14 protein-coding genes are annotated in these 17,321 nt (G+C 72.8%); 2 read left to right on the forward strand and 12 right to left on the reverse strand.

What is annotated here, in order from left to right; all coding sequences use genetic code 11:
* Positions 1-58: 58 nt before the first annotated feature.
* The 5 genes from trmD to AB0N63_RS22305 form a co-directional block, all read right to left on the reverse strand.
* Positions 59-892 carry a tRNA (guanosine(37)-N1)-methyltransferase TrmD gene (gene trmD / locus AB0N63_RS22285; RefSeq protein ID WP_365530737.1) on the reverse strand — a complete coding sequence of 278 codons (834 nt, stop codon included), beginning with the start codon at positions 890-892 and terminating at the stop codon, positions 59-61.
* Positions 892-1,506, reverse strand: a complete 615-nt coding sequence (gene rimM / locus AB0N63_RS22290) for a ribosome maturation factor RimM (RefSeq protein ID WP_365530739.1) — start codon at positions 1,504-1,506, stop codon at positions 892-894. Before rimM ends, trmD begins: the two co-directional genes overlap by 1 nt.
* A 109-nt stretch (positions 1,507-1,615) precedes the next feature.
* Positions 1,616-1,855: an RNA-binding protein gene (locus tag AB0N63_RS22295; RefSeq protein WP_009190870.1), complete on the reverse strand. Its 240-nt coding sequence runs from the start codon at positions 1,853-1,855 to the stop codon at positions 1,616-1,618.
* A 5-nt stretch (positions 1,856-1,860) separates the two neighbouring features.
* Entirely contained in the window at positions 1,861-2,280 is a 420-nt protein-coding gene (gene rpsP, locus AB0N63_RS22300) for a 30S ribosomal protein S16 (protein WP_365530741.1), read from the reverse strand.
* Between the two features lie 300 nt (positions 2,281-2,580).
* A complete protein-coding gene (locus AB0N63_RS22305; protein ID WP_009190868.1) occupies positions 2,581-3,183 on the reverse strand; it encodes a hypothetical protein in 603 nt (200 codons plus the stop codon).
* Positions 3,184-3,728: 545 nt separating this feature from the next.
* Between AB0N63_RS22305 and AB0N63_RS22310 the strand changes: the two genes are divergently transcribed.
* Entirely contained in the window at positions 3,729-4,610 is an 882-nt protein-coding gene (locus AB0N63_RS22310) for an SAM-dependent methyltransferase (RefSeq protein WP_365530743.1), read from the forward strand.
* A gap of 93 nt (positions 4,611-4,703) precedes the next feature.
* Here the strand turns inward: AB0N63_RS22310 and ftsH are convergent, their stop codons facing one another.
* From ftsH to AB0N63_RS22340, 6 genes are all read right to left on the reverse strand, one after another.
* Positions 4,704-6,734: an ATP-dependent zinc metalloprotease FtsH gene (ftsH, locus tag AB0N63_RS22315; RefSeq protein ID WP_365530745.1), complete on the reverse strand. Its 2,031-nt coding sequence runs from the start codon at positions 6,732-6,734 to the stop codon at positions 4,704-4,706.
* A gap of 168 nt (positions 6,735-6,902) precedes the next feature.
* Positions 6,903-8,453 carry a signal recognition particle protein gene (ffh, locus tag AB0N63_RS22320; protein WP_365530747.1) on the reverse strand — a complete coding sequence of 517 codons (1,551 nt, stop codon included), beginning with the start codon at positions 8,451-8,453 and terminating at the stop codon, positions 6,903-6,905.
* A 117-nt stretch (positions 8,454-8,570) separates the two neighbouring features.
* Complete coding sequence (locus AB0N63_RS22325) at positions 8,571-11,024, reverse strand: [protein-PII] uridylyltransferase (protein WP_365530749.1); 2,454 nt, start codon at positions 11,022-11,024, stop codon at positions 8,571-8,573.
* 25 nt (positions 11,025-11,049) lie between these two features.
* Complete coding sequence (locus AB0N63_RS22330) at positions 11,050-11,388, reverse strand: P-II family nitrogen regulator (RefSeq protein WP_009190863.1); 339 nt, start codon at positions 11,386-11,388, stop codon at positions 11,050-11,052.
* On the reverse strand, positions 11,385-12,737 hold the full coding sequence (locus AB0N63_RS22335; RefSeq protein ID WP_365530751.1) for an ammonium transporter: 1,353 nt from the start codon (positions 12,735-12,737) through the stop codon (positions 11,385-11,387). The genes AB0N63_RS22330 and AB0N63_RS22335 overlap by 4 nt, the downstream gene beginning before the upstream one ends.
* 362 nt (positions 12,738-13,099) lie before the next feature.
* Positions 13,100-14,584, reverse strand: a complete 1,485-nt coding sequence (locus AB0N63_RS22340) for a hypothetical protein (RefSeq protein WP_365530752.1) — start codon at positions 14,582-14,584, stop codon at positions 13,100-13,102.
* A 449-nt stretch (positions 14,585-15,033) separates the two neighbouring features.
* Between AB0N63_RS22340 and AB0N63_RS22345 the strand changes: the two genes are divergently transcribed.
* Positions 15,034-15,696: a bifunctional DNA primase/polymerase gene (locus AB0N63_RS22345; protein ID WP_365530754.1), complete on the forward strand. Its 663-nt coding sequence runs from the start codon at positions 15,034-15,036 to the stop codon at positions 15,694-15,696.
* Between the two features lie 338 nt (positions 15,697-16,034).
* Here AB0N63_RS22345 and ftsY read toward each other — a convergent pair whose 3' ends face one another.
* A complete protein-coding gene (gene ftsY / locus AB0N63_RS22350) occupies positions 16,035-17,246 on the reverse strand; it encodes a signal recognition particle-docking protein FtsY (protein WP_365530755.1) in 1,212 nt (403 codons plus the stop codon).
* Positions 17,247-17,321 lie beyond the last annotated feature (75 nt).

Raw genomic sequence — 17,321 nt, forward strand, 5'->3', positions numbered from 1 at the left:
GGCGGGCGTCGTGTCCCCCTGTGGCAGGGGCGCACGCCGGACGGCGCACAACAGCGGCCTATTCTTCCACGTCGTCGGCCCTGCGCCAAAATCGCCCGTACGGCTCGCCCTCGGGGTCCGGTGCCCAGCCCAGGATGGAGAGCATCTCGCGGTCCTTCTTGTCGAACGCCTCGGGCTCGCAGCGCTCGATGAGGTCGGGCCGGTGGGCGGTGGTGCGCCGCAGGGCCTCGTCGCGGCGCCAGCGGGCGATCTTCCCGTGGTGGCCGCTGAGCAGCACGTCCGGGATGTCCCGGCCGCGCCAGACGGGCGGCTTGGTGTAGACGGGGCCCTCCAGCAGGCTGGCCATGGCGCCGGGGGCGAAGGAGTCGTCGCGGTGGGACTCGGCGTTGCCGAGGACGCCGGGCAGCAGGCGGGCCACCGCCTCGGTGACGACCAGGACGGCCGCCTCGCCGCCGGCCAGGACGTAGTCGCCGATGGAGACCTCGTAGACGGGCATCCGGGTCGCGTACTCGTCCATGACACGGCGGTCGATGCCCTCGTAGCGGGCCGGGGTGAAGATCAGCCAGGGGCGCTCGGAGAGTTCGACGGCGAGTTCCTGGGTGAACGGCCGGCCGCTGGGGGTCGGGACGATCAGCGCGGGCGCGTGCGCGCCGCCCTCGTAGCCGTCGGCGAGGACGGTGTCCAGGGCGTCGCCCCAGGGCCCGGTCTTCATGACCATGCCGGGGCCGCCGCCGTAGGGCGTGTCGTCGACGGTGTTGTGCCGGTCGTAGGTCCACTCGCGCAGGTCGTGCACCCGCACGTCCAGCTGCCCGCGCGCGCGTGCCTTGCCGACGAGGGAGACGTTCAGCGGTTCGAGGTACTCGGGGAAGATCGTGACGACGTCGAGGCGCATCAGGACGCGTCCCCGGACCCGCGCGACTCCGGCTCGGCCTCGCCTGCCTCCTGCCCGGCATCGCGCGACTCCTGCCCGGCGTCGCGCGCGGAGGCGATCTCGGCGCGATCGTCGATCAGGCCGGGCGGCGGGGCGATGACGGCCCGCTGCTCCTCCAGGTCGATCTCGGTGACGATCTCCTGGACGAACGGGATCATCACCTCGCTGCCGTCGGGGCGCTCCACGATGAACAGGTCCTGCGAGGGCAGGTGCGAGATCTCGGTGATCCGCCCGACCTCCGTACCGTCCTCGGTGACCACGTCGAGGTCGATCAGCTGGTGGTCGTAGTACTCGTCCTCGTCCTCGGGCAGTTCCTCCGGGTCCACCTCGGCGATGAGCAGGGTGTTGCGCAGCGCCTCGGCGGCGGTGCGGTCGCCGACGCCCTCGAAACGCAGCAGGAGGCGGCCGCTGTGGACCCGGCCGGTCTCGATGGTGAGCGGGCCCGTGGATGCGGGATCGGTGGCGAGTACGGCGCCGGGCGCGAGCCTCAGCTCCGGCTCGTCGGTACGCACCTCGACGGTGACCTCGCCCTTGATGCCATGGGCACGGCCGATCCGTGCGACTACCAGCTGCACGTGTCCAATTCTCCTGTCGTCATCCTGCTCGTGCGACTTTCCCACTGATACGGCTCGGGCCGGGGACGGCCGTGTGGCCCTCCCCGGCCCGAGCCGGTTGCGATAAGCGTCAGCGGACGTGGTCCACGTCGACGAGGTCGACGCGGACACCGCGGCCGCCGATGGCGCCCACGACGGTGCGCAGCGCGCGTGCGGTACGGCCGTTGCGACCGATCACCTTGCCGAGGTCCTCGGGGTGCACCCGGACCTCCAGCACGCGTCCGCGACGCAGGTTGCGCGAGGCGACCTGCACATCGTCAGGGTTGTCGACGATGCCCTTCACGAGGTGCTCAAGCGCCTCTTCGAGCATGCTGCTCAGGCCTCGGTCGACTCGGACGCGGCAGCGGCCTCGTCCTTCTTCTCAGCCTTCTTCTTCGGGGTGATCGCCTCACCCTTGCCCTCGTCGTCGCCGCCGAGAGCCTCGAACGCCGGACGCGCGGCCTTCTCCTGCGGCTGGAGCAGCGGAGCCGGGGCGGGCTCGCCCTTGAACTTCTGCCAGTCGCCGGTCTTCTTCAGGATGGCGAGCACGGGCTCGGTCGGCTGGGCGCCGACGGAGAGCCAGTACGCCACGCGCTCGGCGTTGACCTCGATGCGCGAGGGGTTCTGCACCGGGTGGTACAGACCGATCTCCTCGATGGCCCGGCCGTCACGGCGGGTACGGGAGTCGGCGACGACGATGCGGTAGTGAGGCGAACGGATCTTGCCCAGACGCTTCAGCTTGATCTTGACTGCCACGGGAGTGGGTTCTCCTGGATTTGACGTGGGTGGGCACGGCGAGACGCCGCGTGGGGTTGCGGTACCCGAGTGCCCGATGGACGCGTCAGCCGGAGGAGAGAGGGGTCCTGTGCGACTGTCGAGTACAGCTGGCCATTCTGCCACACCCCGCGGACCCGATCGGGCATGGGGTGCTGCGGCCGTATGCGGGCACGCCTCGGCGGCACCCGGCGCGACGGCTCCGCGGCAGAACTGCCCGCGGCCGCGCCGTCGCCCCGGCGCGCCGTGGCGCGTCCGGCACCCACGAGATGCCGGACGCGGTCAGCTCGCCGCCGCCCCCACCGTCTCCGGGATCCGGAACGGCTTGCCGCATCCCCCGCACACGATCGGGGCCTGCGCCAGGACCGAGGGCACCACCCGGACGTTGCGGCCGCAGTCGCAGACCGCCTTGACCCGGACGCCGCCGCCGGAGGAGCCGTGGCGGGCGGCCGGACCCCGGAAGGTGCGGCTGGTGTCGGCGGAGGTGGCCGCGGTGTGCGCCTTCAGGGCGCGCTGGAGGCGCTCCATGGTCGGGCGGTAGCGCCGCTTGGCCTCGGGGCTGAGCGTGACCAGGGAGAAGCCGCTGCTGGGATGCGGCTCGTCCGGGTGGTCCAGCCCCAGCTCCTCGGCGATGGCGAGGAACCGGCGGTTGTGGTACCGGCCGGCGCGGGAGGTGTCACGCACCCCGCGCGCGGCGGCGATGCCGTGGACTGCTTCGTGCAGCAGTCGCTCGAAGGAGAGTTCGTGCCCGCACGCGGACGACGACTCTCCGATCAGGGATTCCGGCGCGGCCAGATCCGGCAGTTCGGGGTGGTTCCGCTGAATGTCGGCCCACGCCTGCGCCAGTTCCGCTGCGAGAACAGGTGTTGTCTGTGTCGTGCTCACGTAATGACAACGAGCGTGGGTGCCGCCGTGTTCCTATTCCGGGGCATCCCAAATAATTTGCACGTACCCGTCAGTTGCCGCTGATGCGTCCTGACGAGGGCGGGTGCGCTGATCTGCGGAGAAGCCGCACAGCTCGGCACAAGCTGGTGCGTAGTCCCGGCTACGCACCAGCGGCCGCCGTCCGGTGGTCACGGGGTGCTGAACGGGGCAAGAGGCGTTTCGGCCGCTTCCGAGGGCGAACGCCGTCACTCGGTCAGCGCGCCCGGTGCCCCTGACGTTACCGGGCCCGCTCCCCCTGTCCCGCACCGGCCCGCTCCCGCCGTCCGGGGCGGCCGGGTCCATGTCCGGAAACAGCTTGTCGAGGCCCCGGTTACCGGCATGTGAAATATCGCGCCGCACGCCCGAAACCGGCAACCGAGAGCCCCTCGACCCCTGGACGCGATGCGGAGCGGGGAGTTACCTGACATACGGGAAGTGCGAGCGCGCGGCACGGGGGCCACGGAACCTGCACAGCGGCAACTCTCGGCGGATTGGGGCGCTTATCCATGACACCTACGCTCGTGCGTCAGCACGCCGCCCACGCGGGGCCGGCTCCCCGGGTGGACCAGCGTGCACGCGCGCGTGACTGGTCCGAGATCCAGGAGCGGATGCTGGTACCGCTCTACGAAGCCGTGTACGAACGACTGGAAGTGGGCGCCGGCACCCGGCTGCTGGCCCTGGGCTGCGGGTCCGGGCTCGCCCTGCTGATGGCGCACGCCCGGGGGGCGGCGGTCACCGGCGTCGGCCCCTCCTGCCCCGAACGGCTCGCCCTCGCGCGCCGCCGCCTGCTGCCGCAGACGGGGGGCACACAGGCGCGTGCGGCCGCCCGGATCGTCGACGGGCCGCTCTCGGCCCTCCTCGACGACGGCGAGCAGGGCGGAAAGACGGACGCCGGGGACGCGGACGGCGGCCTGAGGCCGCCGTACACCCTGATCACCGCGTTCGACCCGGTCGGGTGCCTGACCGGCGACGGCGAACGGCTGAGCGAACTGCTCTCCGCGGCAGCGCCGCTCGCCGGGCGCGGGGCCCCGGTCGTGCTGGCCGGCTGGGGACCGCCCGAGCGGTGCGCGACCTCCTCGGTGCTGCGGGTGGCGACCGGGCCGGACGCCCCGCGCCCCGCCGCGCGCGACGGCCTGGAGGACGTCGCCCGGCGCGCCGGACTGCGGCCCGACGGCTCCGGGCGGGTGGCCTGCCCGTTCGGATACGCCGGTCTCGACAGCGCGGTGCGCGGCATGCTCTCCACCGGACTGTTCGACGCCGCGATCGAGGCGGGCGACCCCGCCCAGGTCGCCAAGGAGCTGGCGGAGACCCTGCACGCCCACCAGCGGGCCGACGGCACGGTGTGGATGCCGAACGTGTTCCGCTACCTGATCGCGCTGACGCCCTGAGCGGACGACGCACCGGCCCGCCCCACGGGCCCCGGGCCGGCCGCCCCGCACGTGAACGCTCACGCCGCGTCCGCCCGCCCGCGTGGCGGCCGGTCAGGCCCGGTGGGCGCCGCGGCCGTCGTCGCCGCCCCCGTCCTCCGGGCGCCGGGAGTGCGCCTCCGGCTCGGGCTTCGGCTCCGGTTCGGCCTCCGCCTCCAGGTCCTTCTTCAGACGCGTGATGCCGGCGACCCGGTAGGCGTCGGCCTCCTCCAGGGTCTCGCTCTCCAGCAGGGCCGCCGCCAGCGCGTCCAGCTGCGGCCGGTGGTCGCGCAGCTTGCGGCACGCCTCCTCGTAGCACTCGTCCACGATCCGCCGCATCTCGGTGTCGATGGCGTCCAGGGTCTGCGGGGCGGCGGCGAGCCCGTAGGCCTGCTGGGAGTCGTTCGGCAGCGCCGACAGCCGTCCCAGGTGCTCGCTCATGCCCCACCGGGCCACCATCCCGCGCGCGATGTTGGTCACCTGCTCCAGGTCGCTCTCCGAACCGGTGGTGATGACGTCGTAGACCACGTGTTCGGCCGCCATGCCGCCGAGCGCGCCGATGATCCGGCCGCGCAGATACTCCTCGGTGTACGCGTACTTGTCCGACTCCGGCGTCGAGAGGGTGACGCCGAGCGCCCGTCCGCGCGGCACGATGGTGATCTTGCGGACCGGGTCGGCGCCGGGCTGGAGCATGCCGAGCAGCGCGTGCCCGCTCTCGTGGTACGCGGTGCGTCGGCGCTCCTCCTGCGGCATGACCAGGGCGCGTTCGGCGCCCAGCTGCACTTTCTCCAGCGCCTGGGAGAAGTCGGTCTGCGTCACCTGCCGCTGACGCCGCTTGACCGCGAGCAGCGCGGCCTCGTTGGCGAGATTGGCCAGTTCCGCGCCGGTCATGCCCGGCGTGGTGCGGGCCACCCGGTTGAGGTCCACGTCTGGGGCCAGCGGGATCTCCCGGGTGTGGATCCGCAGGATCGCCTCGCGGCCGCCCCGGTCCGGCGGCGCCACCTGCACCAGCCGGTCGAACCGGCCCGGCCGGGTCAGCGCCGGGTCCAGCACGTCGGCCCGGTTGGTGGCGGCCAGCACGATCACGCCCTCGGAGCCCGAGAAGCCGTCCATCTCGGTCAGGATCTGGTTCAGCGTCTGCTCGCGCTCGTCATGGCCGCCCATCGACGCGCCGCCGCCCCGCGCCCGCCCGATGGTGTCGATCTCGTCGATGAAGATGATCGACGGGGCCACCTTACGGGCCTCGGCGAACAGCTCGCGCACCCGGGAGGCGCCCACGCCGACGATCATCTCGATGAACTCCGACGCGGACGCCGAGAAGAACGGCACCCCGGCCTCGCCCGCCACGGCCCGCGCCAGCAGCGTCTTGCCGGTGCCCGGCGGTCCCGTGAGCAGCACACCGCGCGGCATCTTGGCGCCCATGCGCCGGTAGTCGTCGGGGTGCTTCAGGAAGTCCACCACGTCGTCCAGCTCGCCCTTGACCTCGTCGATCCCGGCGACGTCGGCGAACGTGGTGCGCTGGGTGCCCGGCTGGAGCTCGACCGGCCGGGGCGGCGTCTTGCGGCCCAGCAGGCCGCCGGGACCGCCCAGGCCCGAGCCGATCCGCCGGGCGAAGAAGACCCACAGGACGGCCAGCACCGCGATCGGGGCGAGCGACAGCAGCAGATTGGACAGGAAGCTGCGCTCCTGCACGACCGGCTGCGCGGTCACCGTGACCCTGTGGCTGCTCAGGCTCTGCCAGAGCCGGTCGTCGGCGAACGACGGCCGCTGGGTGCGGAACTTCGTGTACGTGCCATGACCGCCGGGCTTGGTCCGCGCCGTCTTCAGCTGGCCCTGGATCGCGTCGCCCTTGGCGTAGATCTTGCCGACGTTGCCGGCGTCGACCTGCCGGCTGAACTCCGTGTACGAGATCGTCGGCTCGCCGCCGCTGCTGTAGTAGCTCAGCCCGCCGTAGGCCAGCAGGAAGACGATCACCGCCGTGACCAGCAGGCCCCACCATCTGCCGCGCGTCCTCCGGCCGCCGGGCCGCCCCGGCGGCTGGTCCGGCGTGCCCTCGGTGCGCCACGGCTGGTCAGGGGCCTTTCGTGGTGGCGCGGCATCGCTCATATCTGGACGTTACGGCAGATGCCGTGCCCCGGCACGCGCTGAGGGCGTCCCCTCCGCACGGAAGGGGACGCCCTCTACGGCCTCTGCGCCGCCGGTGCGCGGACCGGGGCCCGCCGGTCGGGAGCGGGGCCCGTCGGTCGGGAGCGGGGCCCGTCGGTCCGGGAACCGTCAGCCCATGAACTTCTTGAACTCGTCCGGCAGCTCGAAGTCCTGCGCGCCCTGCTGCGGCAGGCCCAGCGCGCCGCCCGCCTGGGCCGCCGCGGCGCGCCGCGCGGCCTCCTCCTGCTCCTGCTGCTTGCGCTTCATCGGGTTGCCCGAGCGCTGCTTGCCCTTGGCCTTCTTCGGCTGCTTCCTGGAGCGGCCGGGGCCGCCGCCCATGCCCGGGATGCCCGGCATACCGGGCATCCCGCCGCCCTGCGCCATGCGGGACATCATCTTGCGGGCCTCGAAGAACCGCTCGACCAGGTTCTTCACGGCGCTGACCTCGACGCCGGAACCCTTGGCGATGCGGGCGCGGCGCGAGCCGTTGATGATCGTGGGGTCCTGGCGCTCACCCGGGGTCATCGACTTGATGATCGCGGCGGTGCGGTCCACGTCGCGCTCGTCGATGTTGTTGATCTGGTCCTTGATCTGACCCATGCCCGGGAGCATGCCGAGCAGCTTGGAGATGGACCCCATCTTCCTGACCTGTTCCATCTGGGACAGGAAGTCGTCCAGGGTGAAGTCCTGGCCCTTCTTCGACGCCAGCTTGGAGGCCATCTTCTCGGCCTCTTCCTGGCTGAACGTCTTCTCCGCCTGCTCGATCAGGGTGAGCAGGTCGCCCATGTCGAGGATGCGGGAGGCCATCCGGTCCGGGTGGAAGGCGTCGAAGTCGTCGAGCTTCTCACCGTTGGACGCGAACATGATCGGCTTGCCGGTGATCTGCCGGATCGACAGGGCCGCACCGCCGCGGGCGTCGCCGTCGAGCTTGGAGAGCACCACGCCGTCGAAGCCGACGCCGTCGCGGAAGGCCTCGGCGGTGTTGACCGCGTCCTGGCCGATCATGGCGTCGACGACGAAGAGGATCTCGTCCGGGGAGACGGCGTCGCGGATGTCCGCGGCCTGCTGCATCATCTCCTGGTCGATGCCGAGGCGGCCGGCGGTGTCCACGATCACGATGTCGTGGACCTTGGCCTTGGCGAACTCGATGGAGTCCTTGGCGACCTTGACCGGGTCGCCGACGCCGTTGCCCGGCTCGGGGGCGTAGACGGCCACGCCGGCGCGGTCGGCGACGACGCTGAGCTGGTTGACGGCGTTGGGGCGCTGCAGGTCGCAGGCGACCAGGAGCGGGGAGTGGCCCTGCTCCTTGAGCCACTTGCCGAGCTTGCCCGCGAGGGTGGTCTTGCCCGCGCCCTGGAGGCCGGCGAGCATGATCACGGTGGGGGGCTGCTTGGCGAAGCGGAGACGGCGGGTCTCGCCGCCGAGGATGGTCACCAGCTCGTCGTTGACGATCTTGAGGACCTGCTGGGCGGGGTTCAGCGCCCGGGAGACCTCGGCGCCGAGGGCGCGCTCCTTGACGTTCTTGATGAACGTGCGGACGACGGGCAGGGCCACGTCCGCCTCGAGCAGGGCGATACGGATCTCGCGCGCCGTGGCGTCGATGTCCGCCTCGGACAACCGCCCCTTGCCGCGCAGGTTCTTGAAGGTCGCTGAGAGGCGATCGGAGAGAGTATCGAACACGGCGGCGTCGGTCCTCGGGGTAGGAGTCGTCTTGGGCTGCCCTCCAGGGTATCCGCCCCCGCAAGCGAATCGTCCCCGCCCGCCGGCGGCGGGCGGGGCACGGTCGCCGGCGACGGATCATCCCCGCAGCGTCTCCGCCACCCGCCGGGTCAGCGACGCGGCCTCCTCGTCCGGCAGCGGGGTGCCGTCCAGGGCCGTGACGTAGAAGGCGTCCACCGCGTTCGCGCCGAGCGTCGAGACGTGGGCGCTGCGCACCCGTACCTTCGCGTCCTCCATCGCCTGCCCGAGCCGGAACAGCAGGCCGGGCGCGTCCTGGGCGCGGACCTCGATGACGGTGGCGTGCCGGGAGGCGGCCGGGGCGACCGTCACCCGCGGCGGGGGCGGCACGACGCCGCGGCGGCGCGGATAGGCGGCGTCGCGCTCGGCGAGGCGGCCGGCGACGTCGAGGCTGCCGTCGAGTGCCCGGACCAGGTCGGCGCGGAGCCGGGTGGCCTGCGGCAGTGAGCCGTACTCGGCGGCGACGCGCCAGTTCAGCAGCAGGACGGTGGCGTCACCGAAGCCGTCGGGCAGGTCCAGGGTGCGCAGTTCGGCCGTGCGGACGGTGAGCCGGTGCACGGCGAGGACGCCGGCGACCGCGGGAAGCACTCCGGGCTGGTCGGGGACGGCGAGCAGCAGTTCGACGCCGAGGGGTTCGGGCTCGCGTGCGGGGTCCTCGTCCAGGGGGTCGGCCTGGGGGCGCAGGGTGAGGACGGGGCCGCCGGTGCGGAAGGCCTCGACGGCGAGCCGTTCCTGCTCGGCGGTGGGCGCAGTGGCGGGTTCGGAGTCCTCGGGCTCCTCGCCGGCGAGGAGGGCGGAGACGCGGCGCACCAGGTCGGCGACGAGGGAGGCGCGCCAGGAGGACCAGGCGGCGGGGCCGGTGGCCAGGGCGTCCGCCTCGGTCAGGGCGTGCAGCAGTTCGAGGGTGCCCTGGGTGCCGACCGCCTCGGCGACGGCGCGGACGGTGGCGGGGTCGTCGAGGTCGCGGCGGGTGGCGGTCTCCACCAGCAGCAGGTGGTGGCGGACGAGGACGGCGAGGACGGCCGCGTCCGCCTGGTCGAAGCCGATGCGCCCGGCCACGTCGTGGGCGATGGTCTCGCCGGCGACGGAGTGGTCGCCTGGCCAGCCCTTGCCGATGTCGTGCAGCAGTGCGGCGGCGAGCAGGAGGTCGGGGCGGTGGACGCGGCGGGTGAAACCGGCGGCGCGTACGGCGGTCTCGATGAGGTGGCGGTCGACGGTCCACACGTGGACGGCGTTGCGCTGGGGGCGGCAGCGCACCCGTTCCCAGTCGGGCAGCAGCCGGCTGATGACGCCTTCCGCTTCGAGGGCTTCCCAGACCTGGACGGTGGGGCGGCCGGAGCCGAGCAGGGTGACGAGCTGTTCGCGGGCCTCGGCCGGCCAGGGCGTGGGCAGCGGGCCCGCGGCGGCGGCCAGGCGGCGCACGGCGTGCAGGGAGAGCGGGAGGCCGGCCTGGGCGGCGGCGGCCGCGGCGCGCAGCGGGAGCACGGGGTCGCGTTCGGGGCGGGCGGTGCGGGCGAGGACGACTTCTCCGTCCTGTTCCACGACGCCCTCGGCGAGCGGGGTCCGTTCGGCGAGGTGGGTCTTCCCACCGCCGAGGAGAGCGCGCAGCTTGGGGCGGGCGGCGCGGGACTTGAGCACGCGCCCCACTTCGCGCCAGGTGACGTCGCCGGCGTAGGAGATGACGCGGGCGGCCTCGTAGACCTGGCGCAGCAGGGTGTCGGCGTCGAGGAGGCCGAGGTGGGCGGCGACCTGGTCCTGTTCCTGGAGGGCGAGCCGGTCGGTGGCGCGGCCGGTGGTCAGATGGAGGGCGTCGCGTACGTCGAGGAGCCGTCGGCGGGCGTCGGCGAGGCCTTCGCGGGGGGCGTCGGCGAGCCAGGAGGCGGCGACGGCGCGCAGGGCGGTGGCGTCGCGCAGGCCGCCGCGGGCCTCCTTGAGGTCGGGTTCCAGGAGGTACTGGAGTTCGCCCTGGCGTTCGGCTCGCTCGGCGCACAGGTCGCGCAGTTCCGGCAGGCGCTTGGGGGCCTGGTTGCGCCAGTCGGCGAGGACCTGGGTGCGCAGTGCGGTGGTCAGGCCGCGGTCGCCCGCCAGGTGCCGGGCGTCGAGCAGGCCGAGCTGGGCCTTGAGGTCGTCGGCGGCCGTCCGGCGGGCCTCGGTAGGGGTGCGGACGGAGTGGTCGAGGGCGAGCCCGAGGTCCCAGACGGGGTACCAGAGGCGGTCGGCGAGGGCGGCGACCGCCTCGGGGGCGCTGCCGTCGTGCAGCAGGAGCAGGTCGAGGTCGCTTCGCGGGGAGAGTTCGCCGCGGCCGTAGCCGCCGACGGCGACGAGGGACGCGCCGGGCAGGTTCTGGGCCGCGGCGGCGAAGAGGCCGGCCAGCCAGTCGTCGGTGAGGGCGGAGAGGGCGGCACGGCGCGGCGGCCCGGGCCGCGTCTCCTCGGTGAGGAGGCGCAGCCGGGCCGCCGCGTAGCCGCTGGGTCCCGAGTCCTCTGCTTCGTTGCGCATGTCGGTGTCCGTCACCCGGCGACTCCCGTCCTCGTGGCTGTCAGAGCGCGTCCGGGCCGCGTTCGCCGGTGCGGACCCGTACGGCCGTCTCGACCGGCAGGGACCAGACCTTGCCGTCTCCGATCTTGCCCGTTCGGGCCGCCTTGACCACGACGTCGATGAGCTGTTCGGCGTCGTCGTCCTCGGCCAGCACCTCGATGCGGATCTTGGGGACCAGGTCGACGGTGTACTCGGCGCCGCGGTAGACCTCGGTGTGTCCGCGCTGGCGGCCGTAACCGCTGGCCTCGGTGACGGTGAGGCCGTGGACGCCGAAGGCCTGGAGGGCCTCCTTGATCTCGTCCAGCCGGTGCGGCTTCACGACGGCGGTGATGAGCTTCATGCGTCCACCTTCTTGCTCGGCTTGCTCTGCGTCGCGCCGCCCGCGGCGGCGGTGGGTCCGGCGGCGATGACGCCGCCGCCCGCGCCGGTGAAGTCGTACGCGGTCTCGGCGTGTTCGGCGCGGTCGATGCCGGAGATCTCCTCGTCCTCGCTGACCCGCATGCCGATCGTCCTGTCGATCAGGAAGGCTAGGACGGCGGAGGCGACGAGGGAGTAGGCGAGGACCGCGAAGACGCCGGCGCACTGCTTCCAGAACTGGTCGAGGCCGCCGCCGTAGAAGAGGCCCTTGACGTCGGACTGGCCGCTGCCGCTGGCGAACAGGCCGATCAGCAGGGAGCCGATGACGCCGCCGACCATGTGGACGCCGACGACGTCGAGGGAGTCGTCGTAGCCGAACCGGTACTTCAGGCCGACCGCCATGGCACAGAGGACACCGGCGATGGCGCCGACCGCGATGGCGCCGAGCGGGGAGACCGCGCCGCCGGAGGGCGTGATGGCGACGAGGCCGGCGACCGCGCCGGAGGCGGCGCCGAGCGTGGTGCACGCGCCGTGGCGGATCTTCTCGTAGCCGAGCCAGGCGAGCATGGCGGCGGCGGTGGCGATCTGGGTGTTGACGAACATCAGCGGGCCGACGCCGTCGTCGTTGCCGAGCCAGGAGCCGGCGTTGAAACCGAACCAGCCGAACCACAGCAGTCCGGCGCCGAGCATGACCAGCGGGAGGCTGTGCGGGCGCATCGGGTCCTTCTTGAAGCCGACGCGCTTGCCGATGACGAGGATGACGCCGAGCGCCGCCGCACCGGCGTTGATGTGGACGGCGGTGCCGCCGGCGAAGTCGATCACGCCGAGGTCGAAGGCCCAGCCGCCGGTGCCCCAGACCCAGTGGGCGACCGGGAAGTACACGATCGTGGCCCACAGCACCACGAACAGTGACCAGGCGGTGAACTTCACCCGGTCGGCGAGGGCGCCGCTGATCAGGGCCGGGGTGATGATCGCGAACATCAGCTGGAAGACGGCGAAGACGAAGACCGGGATGGTGTATCCGGGCCACAGGTCGGTCTTGCCGATCCCGCTGAAGCCGACGAAGTCGGAGGTCCAGCCGACGAGGGAGCCCTTGTCGGCGCCGAAGGCCATGGAGAAGCCGTAGAGGACCCAGAGGATGGTGATGATCCCCAGGCTGACGAAACTCATCATCAGCATGTTGAGGGTGCTCTTGACGCGGACCATGCCTCCGTAGAAGAAGGCCAGGCCCGGGGTCATCAGCATGACCAGGGCGGAACAGATGAGCATGAAGCCTGTGTTGGCGGACGACAGCTTGGGTGCGTCCGCCGCAAGCATGATGGCTGGTGCCATCGGCGTCTCCTCGTCTTGGGTACGGCCCCGTGCGGGCGAAGCCTTGCGCGGTCCGGGAAGCGATTCCCGGCCAGGAGGGGTGGGCCGGTTATGCGCCACGAGACTGGCGCAGCGCGGTTTCGGTGGGCGCCCCCCGTTGTTTCGCGGGGGTGACGAAGGCGCCCGCTGTGTTACGCGTCGGTGAATCGCGCGTGTGGTGGCGGCGCCGCGGGGCGGACGCGGGGACGAGGAGCCTCGTGGCGTGAAAGAACCGGCCGCGGCGGCCTTCCGATGACCTGGCGGGGGAGCCGAGTCGGGCAGTTCGGGAGGGCCGGCCGCGGCCGGGGTTCAGGGGTGCGCCGGTGTGTCCGGCCGGTGGTGTCTCAGCCGGCCTCGGCCGTCTCGGGCAGCTCGGCGGCGAGCTGCTCGGTGAGGTCGATGACCTCGGCGAGGTCGCCGAAGTCGCGTACGGCGTTGTCGACGGTCTTGCGGATACGAGTGTTGACGCGTTCGGAGCGGACCTTCTTGGCCACCTTCATGGCCTGCGTGACGTACTGGGTGCTCTGCTCGGGCTGGCGCTGGAGGAGGTGGACGGTGGCCATGCCGACGAGGTTGAGCGCGTAGGAGCGCTGGTGCTCGGAGTCGCCGGCGAACAGGTCCACGGCCCGCTCCATCAGTGGCTGGGCCAGCGAGGCGTAGGCGGGGCTGCGGCCGGCGACATAGGCGAGGTCGCGGAAGGAGTGGCTGTTCTCGCCGTGCAGTTCGGCCTCGGAGAAGAAGCGGATCCAGTCGGGATCCGGCTCGTCCCAGTCGTCGGCGTCGGCGAAGGCGTCCTCGGCCATCCGCACCGCGCGCTTGCAACGGCCGGGCTGGCCCATGTTGGCGTAGGCGCGGGCCTCCATCGCATACAGCATGGACTGGGTGCGCGGGCCGGCGCAGTCACGGCTGCCGTACTGGGCGAGGTGGATGAGTTCCAGGGCGTCGTCGGGCCGGCCGAGGTGGATCATCTGGCGGCTCATGCTGGACAGGACGTAGGAGCCGAGCGGCTTGTCGCCGGCCTCCTTGGCGGCGTGCAGGGCGAGCACGAAGTACTTCTGCGCGGTGGGCTGGAGCCCCACGTCGTAGCTCATCCAGCCGGCCAGCTCGGCCAGCTCGGCGGCGACCTTGAACAGGCGCTTGGTGGTGGCCTCGGGCTGGGGTTCCTGGAGGAGGTCGGTCACCTCGTGCAGCTGGCCGACGACGGCCTTGCGGCGCAGGCCGCCGCCGCACTGGGCGTCCCACTGGCGGAACATCTTCGTGGTGGTCTCCAGCAGCTCCAGCTCGGGGCGGGAGAGCCGGCCGGGGCGGCGGGAGGCGGCGGCCGGTTCCGGCTCGCGCGACGGCGAGGGGGGCGTGGGGACGAGCCAGCGCTGGAGCGGTTCGATCAGGGACGGGCCGGCGGAGAGCGCCAGCGAGGTGCCGAGGAAGCCGCGCCTGGCCAGCATCAGGTCGCTGCGGGAGAACTCGCTGAGCAGGGCCACCGTCTGCGGGCCGGTCCAGGGCAGGTCGACGCCGGTGACGGAGGGCGACTGGCGGGCGGCGCGCAGTCCGAGGTCCTCCACGGAGACCACGCAGCCGAAGCGCTCGGAGAACAGCTCGGACAGGATCCTGGGGATCGGCTCGCGCGGGTTCTCCCCGTCCAGCCAGCGGCGCACGCGGGAGGTGTCGGTGGAGATGTGGTGGGCGCCCAGCTGCCGGGCCCGGCGGTTGACCTGACGGGCCAGCTCGCCCTTGGACCAGCCGCTGCGGACGAACCACGAGGAGAGCAGTTCGTTCGGCCGCTTGTCACCGCTCGCAGTGTTCGTCCCGCCACCGCCGTTGCCGCTCACTGGAACGCCCCCATTCCTGAGACCACTTGTCGCTGAGTGCGCCAAGCCCTATCAGAATGCCGGTCGGCCCCGCTGTCCGTCCGTCGCTTCTCGGCCGCCGGACGGCAGCCGACTTGCCTCCGGCATACCCACGAGCGCATGGTCCCCCAGGACTCGTGCACTCACAGTAATCCCACGATCACCGTCACAGCCATGGTGAACCCGGAAACGCCACCATTCGCCACCCCTTCGAATGAACTCTGGGCGGCCATGACGCGATTCACTTGACATCACACGTCCACGACCGGGCGGAACGGTGCACGAGAGGGCGCGCATTCCCGGCCGCACCGCCCCGGACGCTCCAGTGCGCCGTCTGAACTCTGCGGCGCAGGGGATGGGACTGGAAGACACAGAGTTACCGGACGCATCCGCCGCGTGACCATCGAGGCGGCGGACCCGTTGGAGGGGGCATGGGGTTCACGATCGGCGGCATGCGCGAGATCCGTTCCGGCACGCGTCGGCGCGGCCGGCCGTTCCGCTCGTCGGAGTGCACGGCGGTGGCCGAGTACACCGGGCTGTGGGGCTGGGACGTGGCGCCCGGCGCGCGGGCCGTCGGCCGCACCTGCTCCTGCGGCCGCGCCGGCTGTCCGGCGCCGGGCGCGCATCCGCTGGACTTCGCCCCCCTCGTCCCGGCCGGCGCCACGCTGGACCAGGTGACCCGCGCGTGGGCCGAGGTGCCGGGCGCCGCGGTGATGCTGGCGGTCGGACGGGCGTTCGACGTGATCGAGGTGGCCGAGCCGACCGGGCGCTGCGCGCTGGCCCGGATGGAGCGGATGGGCCTCCCGCTCGGTCCGGTGACCGTCTCCCCCGACGGCCGCGCCCACTTCTTCGTCGCCCCGGGGGCCGCCGCCGAGCTGCCCGGCCTGCTCTACCGCATGGGCTGGGACGACCCCGCCGCCCTCGATCTGCGCGGCCTCGGCCCGGGCGCGTACCTGACGGCCCCGCCCTCCGACCGCGGCGGCCGCGGCCCGGTGCGCTGGCTGAGGCCGCCCGCCCTGGACACGGCGAACCCGCCGGAGGCCCGGCTGCTGCTCGGCACCCTGGCGTACGTGGCGCACCGCTCCCGGGCGTAGCCCGGCGGCCCGGCCGCACGCCTCTGCCCCTCGTCCGCGGTCGGTCCCGCACGCACCCCGGCCGCCTCCCGCGTCCCCGGCCGCACCCCCGGCCTCGGTCCATTCCTCACAGGGGCGTCGCCCGGCGCGGCAGGCGGTCGATGTTCTCCCGGCTGCACCTGTCGGTGGGGTCTGGACGGCCAGGCGGACGCCGGGGTGGTCGGTCAGTTCCATGCCGGACACGGCCGAATGCCGGCGTGGGTGCGCTGACGCGGTTCTCGTCGAACGCCCGTCACCTGCGAAAGCGCCCGTCCCCCGTGTTCCGGGGGACGGGCGCCGTCGTGGGCCGTGGGGGCCGGTCAGTCTCCGATGAGGGCGTCAACGAACGCCTCCGGCTCGAACGGCGCGAGGTCGTCCGCGCCCTCCCCGAGCCCGATCAGCTTGACCGGGACGCCCAGCTCGCGCTGGACCGCGATCACGATGCCGCCCTTGGCGGTGCCGTCCAGCTTGGTCAGCACGATGCCGCTGATGTCCACGACCTCGGCGAAGACCCGCGCCTGGACCAGGCCGTTCTGTCCGGTGGTGGCGTCGAGGACGAGCAGCACCTCGTCCAGCGGGGCGTGCTTCTCGACGACCCGCTTGACCTTGCCCAGCTCGTCCATGAGGCCGGTCTTGGTGTGCAGGCGGCCCGCGGTGTCGATGAGCACCACGTCGACGCCCATCTCCTTGCCCTCCTTCACCGCGTCGAAGGCGACGGAGGCGGGGTCGCCGGCCTCGGGGCCGCGCACGGTGTGGGCGCCGACGCGCTCGCCCCAGGTCTGGAGCTGGTCGGCGGCGGCGGCGCGGAAGGTGTCCGCGGCGCCGAGGACGACGGTGCGCCCGTCGGCGACCAGGACGCGGGCGAGCTTGCCGGTGGTGGTGGTCTTGCCGGTGCCGTTGACGCCGACGACCATCACGATGCCCGGCTTGCGGCCGTCCGGCTCGGTCCGCACGGTGCGGTCCACATCGGTGCCGACCAGGGTCAGCAGTTCCTCGCGCAGCAGGGCGCGCAGCTCGGCGGGGGTGCGGGTGCCGAGGACGCGGACCCGTTCGCGCAGCCGCTCGACCAGCTCCTGGGTGGGCTGGACGCCGACGTCGGCGGTCAGCAGGGTGTCCTCGACCTCCTCCCAGGTCTCCTCGTCCAGGTGTTCGCGGGACAGGAGGGTGAGCAGGCCCTTCCCCAGGGCGTTCTGCGACCGGGAGAGGCGGGCGCGCAGCCGGACCAGACGGCCGGCGGTCGGCTCCGGGACCTCGATCGCGGGAGCCGGGATCTCCTCGACGGCGGGCGGCTCCTCCACGACGACGGGAGAAGACGCGTCGGGCAGGTCCACCTCCTCGATCGTCCGCCGCGTTTCCTCGCGCGGCGTCTCGGCCTCTTCGCCGACGTGCGGCTCGGCCGGAGGAGCGGTGATGTCGGGGGGGCTGGGCGGCGGCGGGGGCAGCGGCCTGCGGCGCCGGCTGCCGACGACGAGCCCGCCGAGCGCGCCGAGCACCACCACGGCGATGACTACAGCAAGGATGATGGTTTCCATAACGCGTCCAGTATCAGCCATGGGTACCGGCCGCAGGCGGCTTGTGGCTTCCGCCAGAAGACAAAGGCCACCGAA

The organism is Streptomyces sp. NPDC093260, from assembly GCF_040683715.1.
Lineage (GTDB): Bacteria > Actinomycetota > Actinomycetes > Streptomycetales > Streptomycetaceae > Streptomyces > Streptomyces sennicomposti.

Excerpts from the sequence above, each read along its gene's own strand:
- trmD (WP_365530737.1), bottom strand. The coding sequence starts at position 892 with ATGCGCCTCGACGTCGTCACGATCTTCCCCGAGTACCTCGAACCGCTG.
- AB0N63_RS22295 (WP_009190870.1), bottom strand. The coding sequence starts at position 1,855 with ATGCTCGAAGAGGCGCTTGAGCACCTCGTGAAGGGCATCGTCGACAAC.
- AB0N63_RS22310 (WP_365530743.1), top strand. The coding sequence starts at position 3,729 with ATGACACCTACGCTCGTGCGTCAGCACGCCGCCCACGCGGGGCCGGCT.
- ftsH (WP_365530745.1), bottom strand. The coding sequence starts at position 6,734 with ATGAGCGATGCCGCGCCACCACGAAAGGCCCCTGACCAGCCGTGGCGC.
- AB0N63_RS22330 (WP_009190863.1), bottom strand. The coding sequence starts at position 11,388 with ATGAAGCTCATCACCGCCGTCGTGAAGCCGCACCGGCTGGACGAGATC.
- AB0N63_RS22335 (WP_365530751.1), bottom strand. The coding sequence starts at position 12,737 with ATGGCACCAGCCATCATGCTTGCGGCGGACGCACCCAAGCTGTCGTCC.
- AB0N63_RS22345 (WP_365530754.1), top strand. The coding sequence starts at position 15,034 with ATGGGGTTCACGATCGGCGGCATGCGCGAGATCCGTTCCGGCACGCGT.
- ftsY (WP_365530755.1), bottom strand. The coding sequence starts at position 17,246 with ATGGAAACCATCATCCTTGCTGTAGTCATCGCCGTGGTGGTGCTCGGC.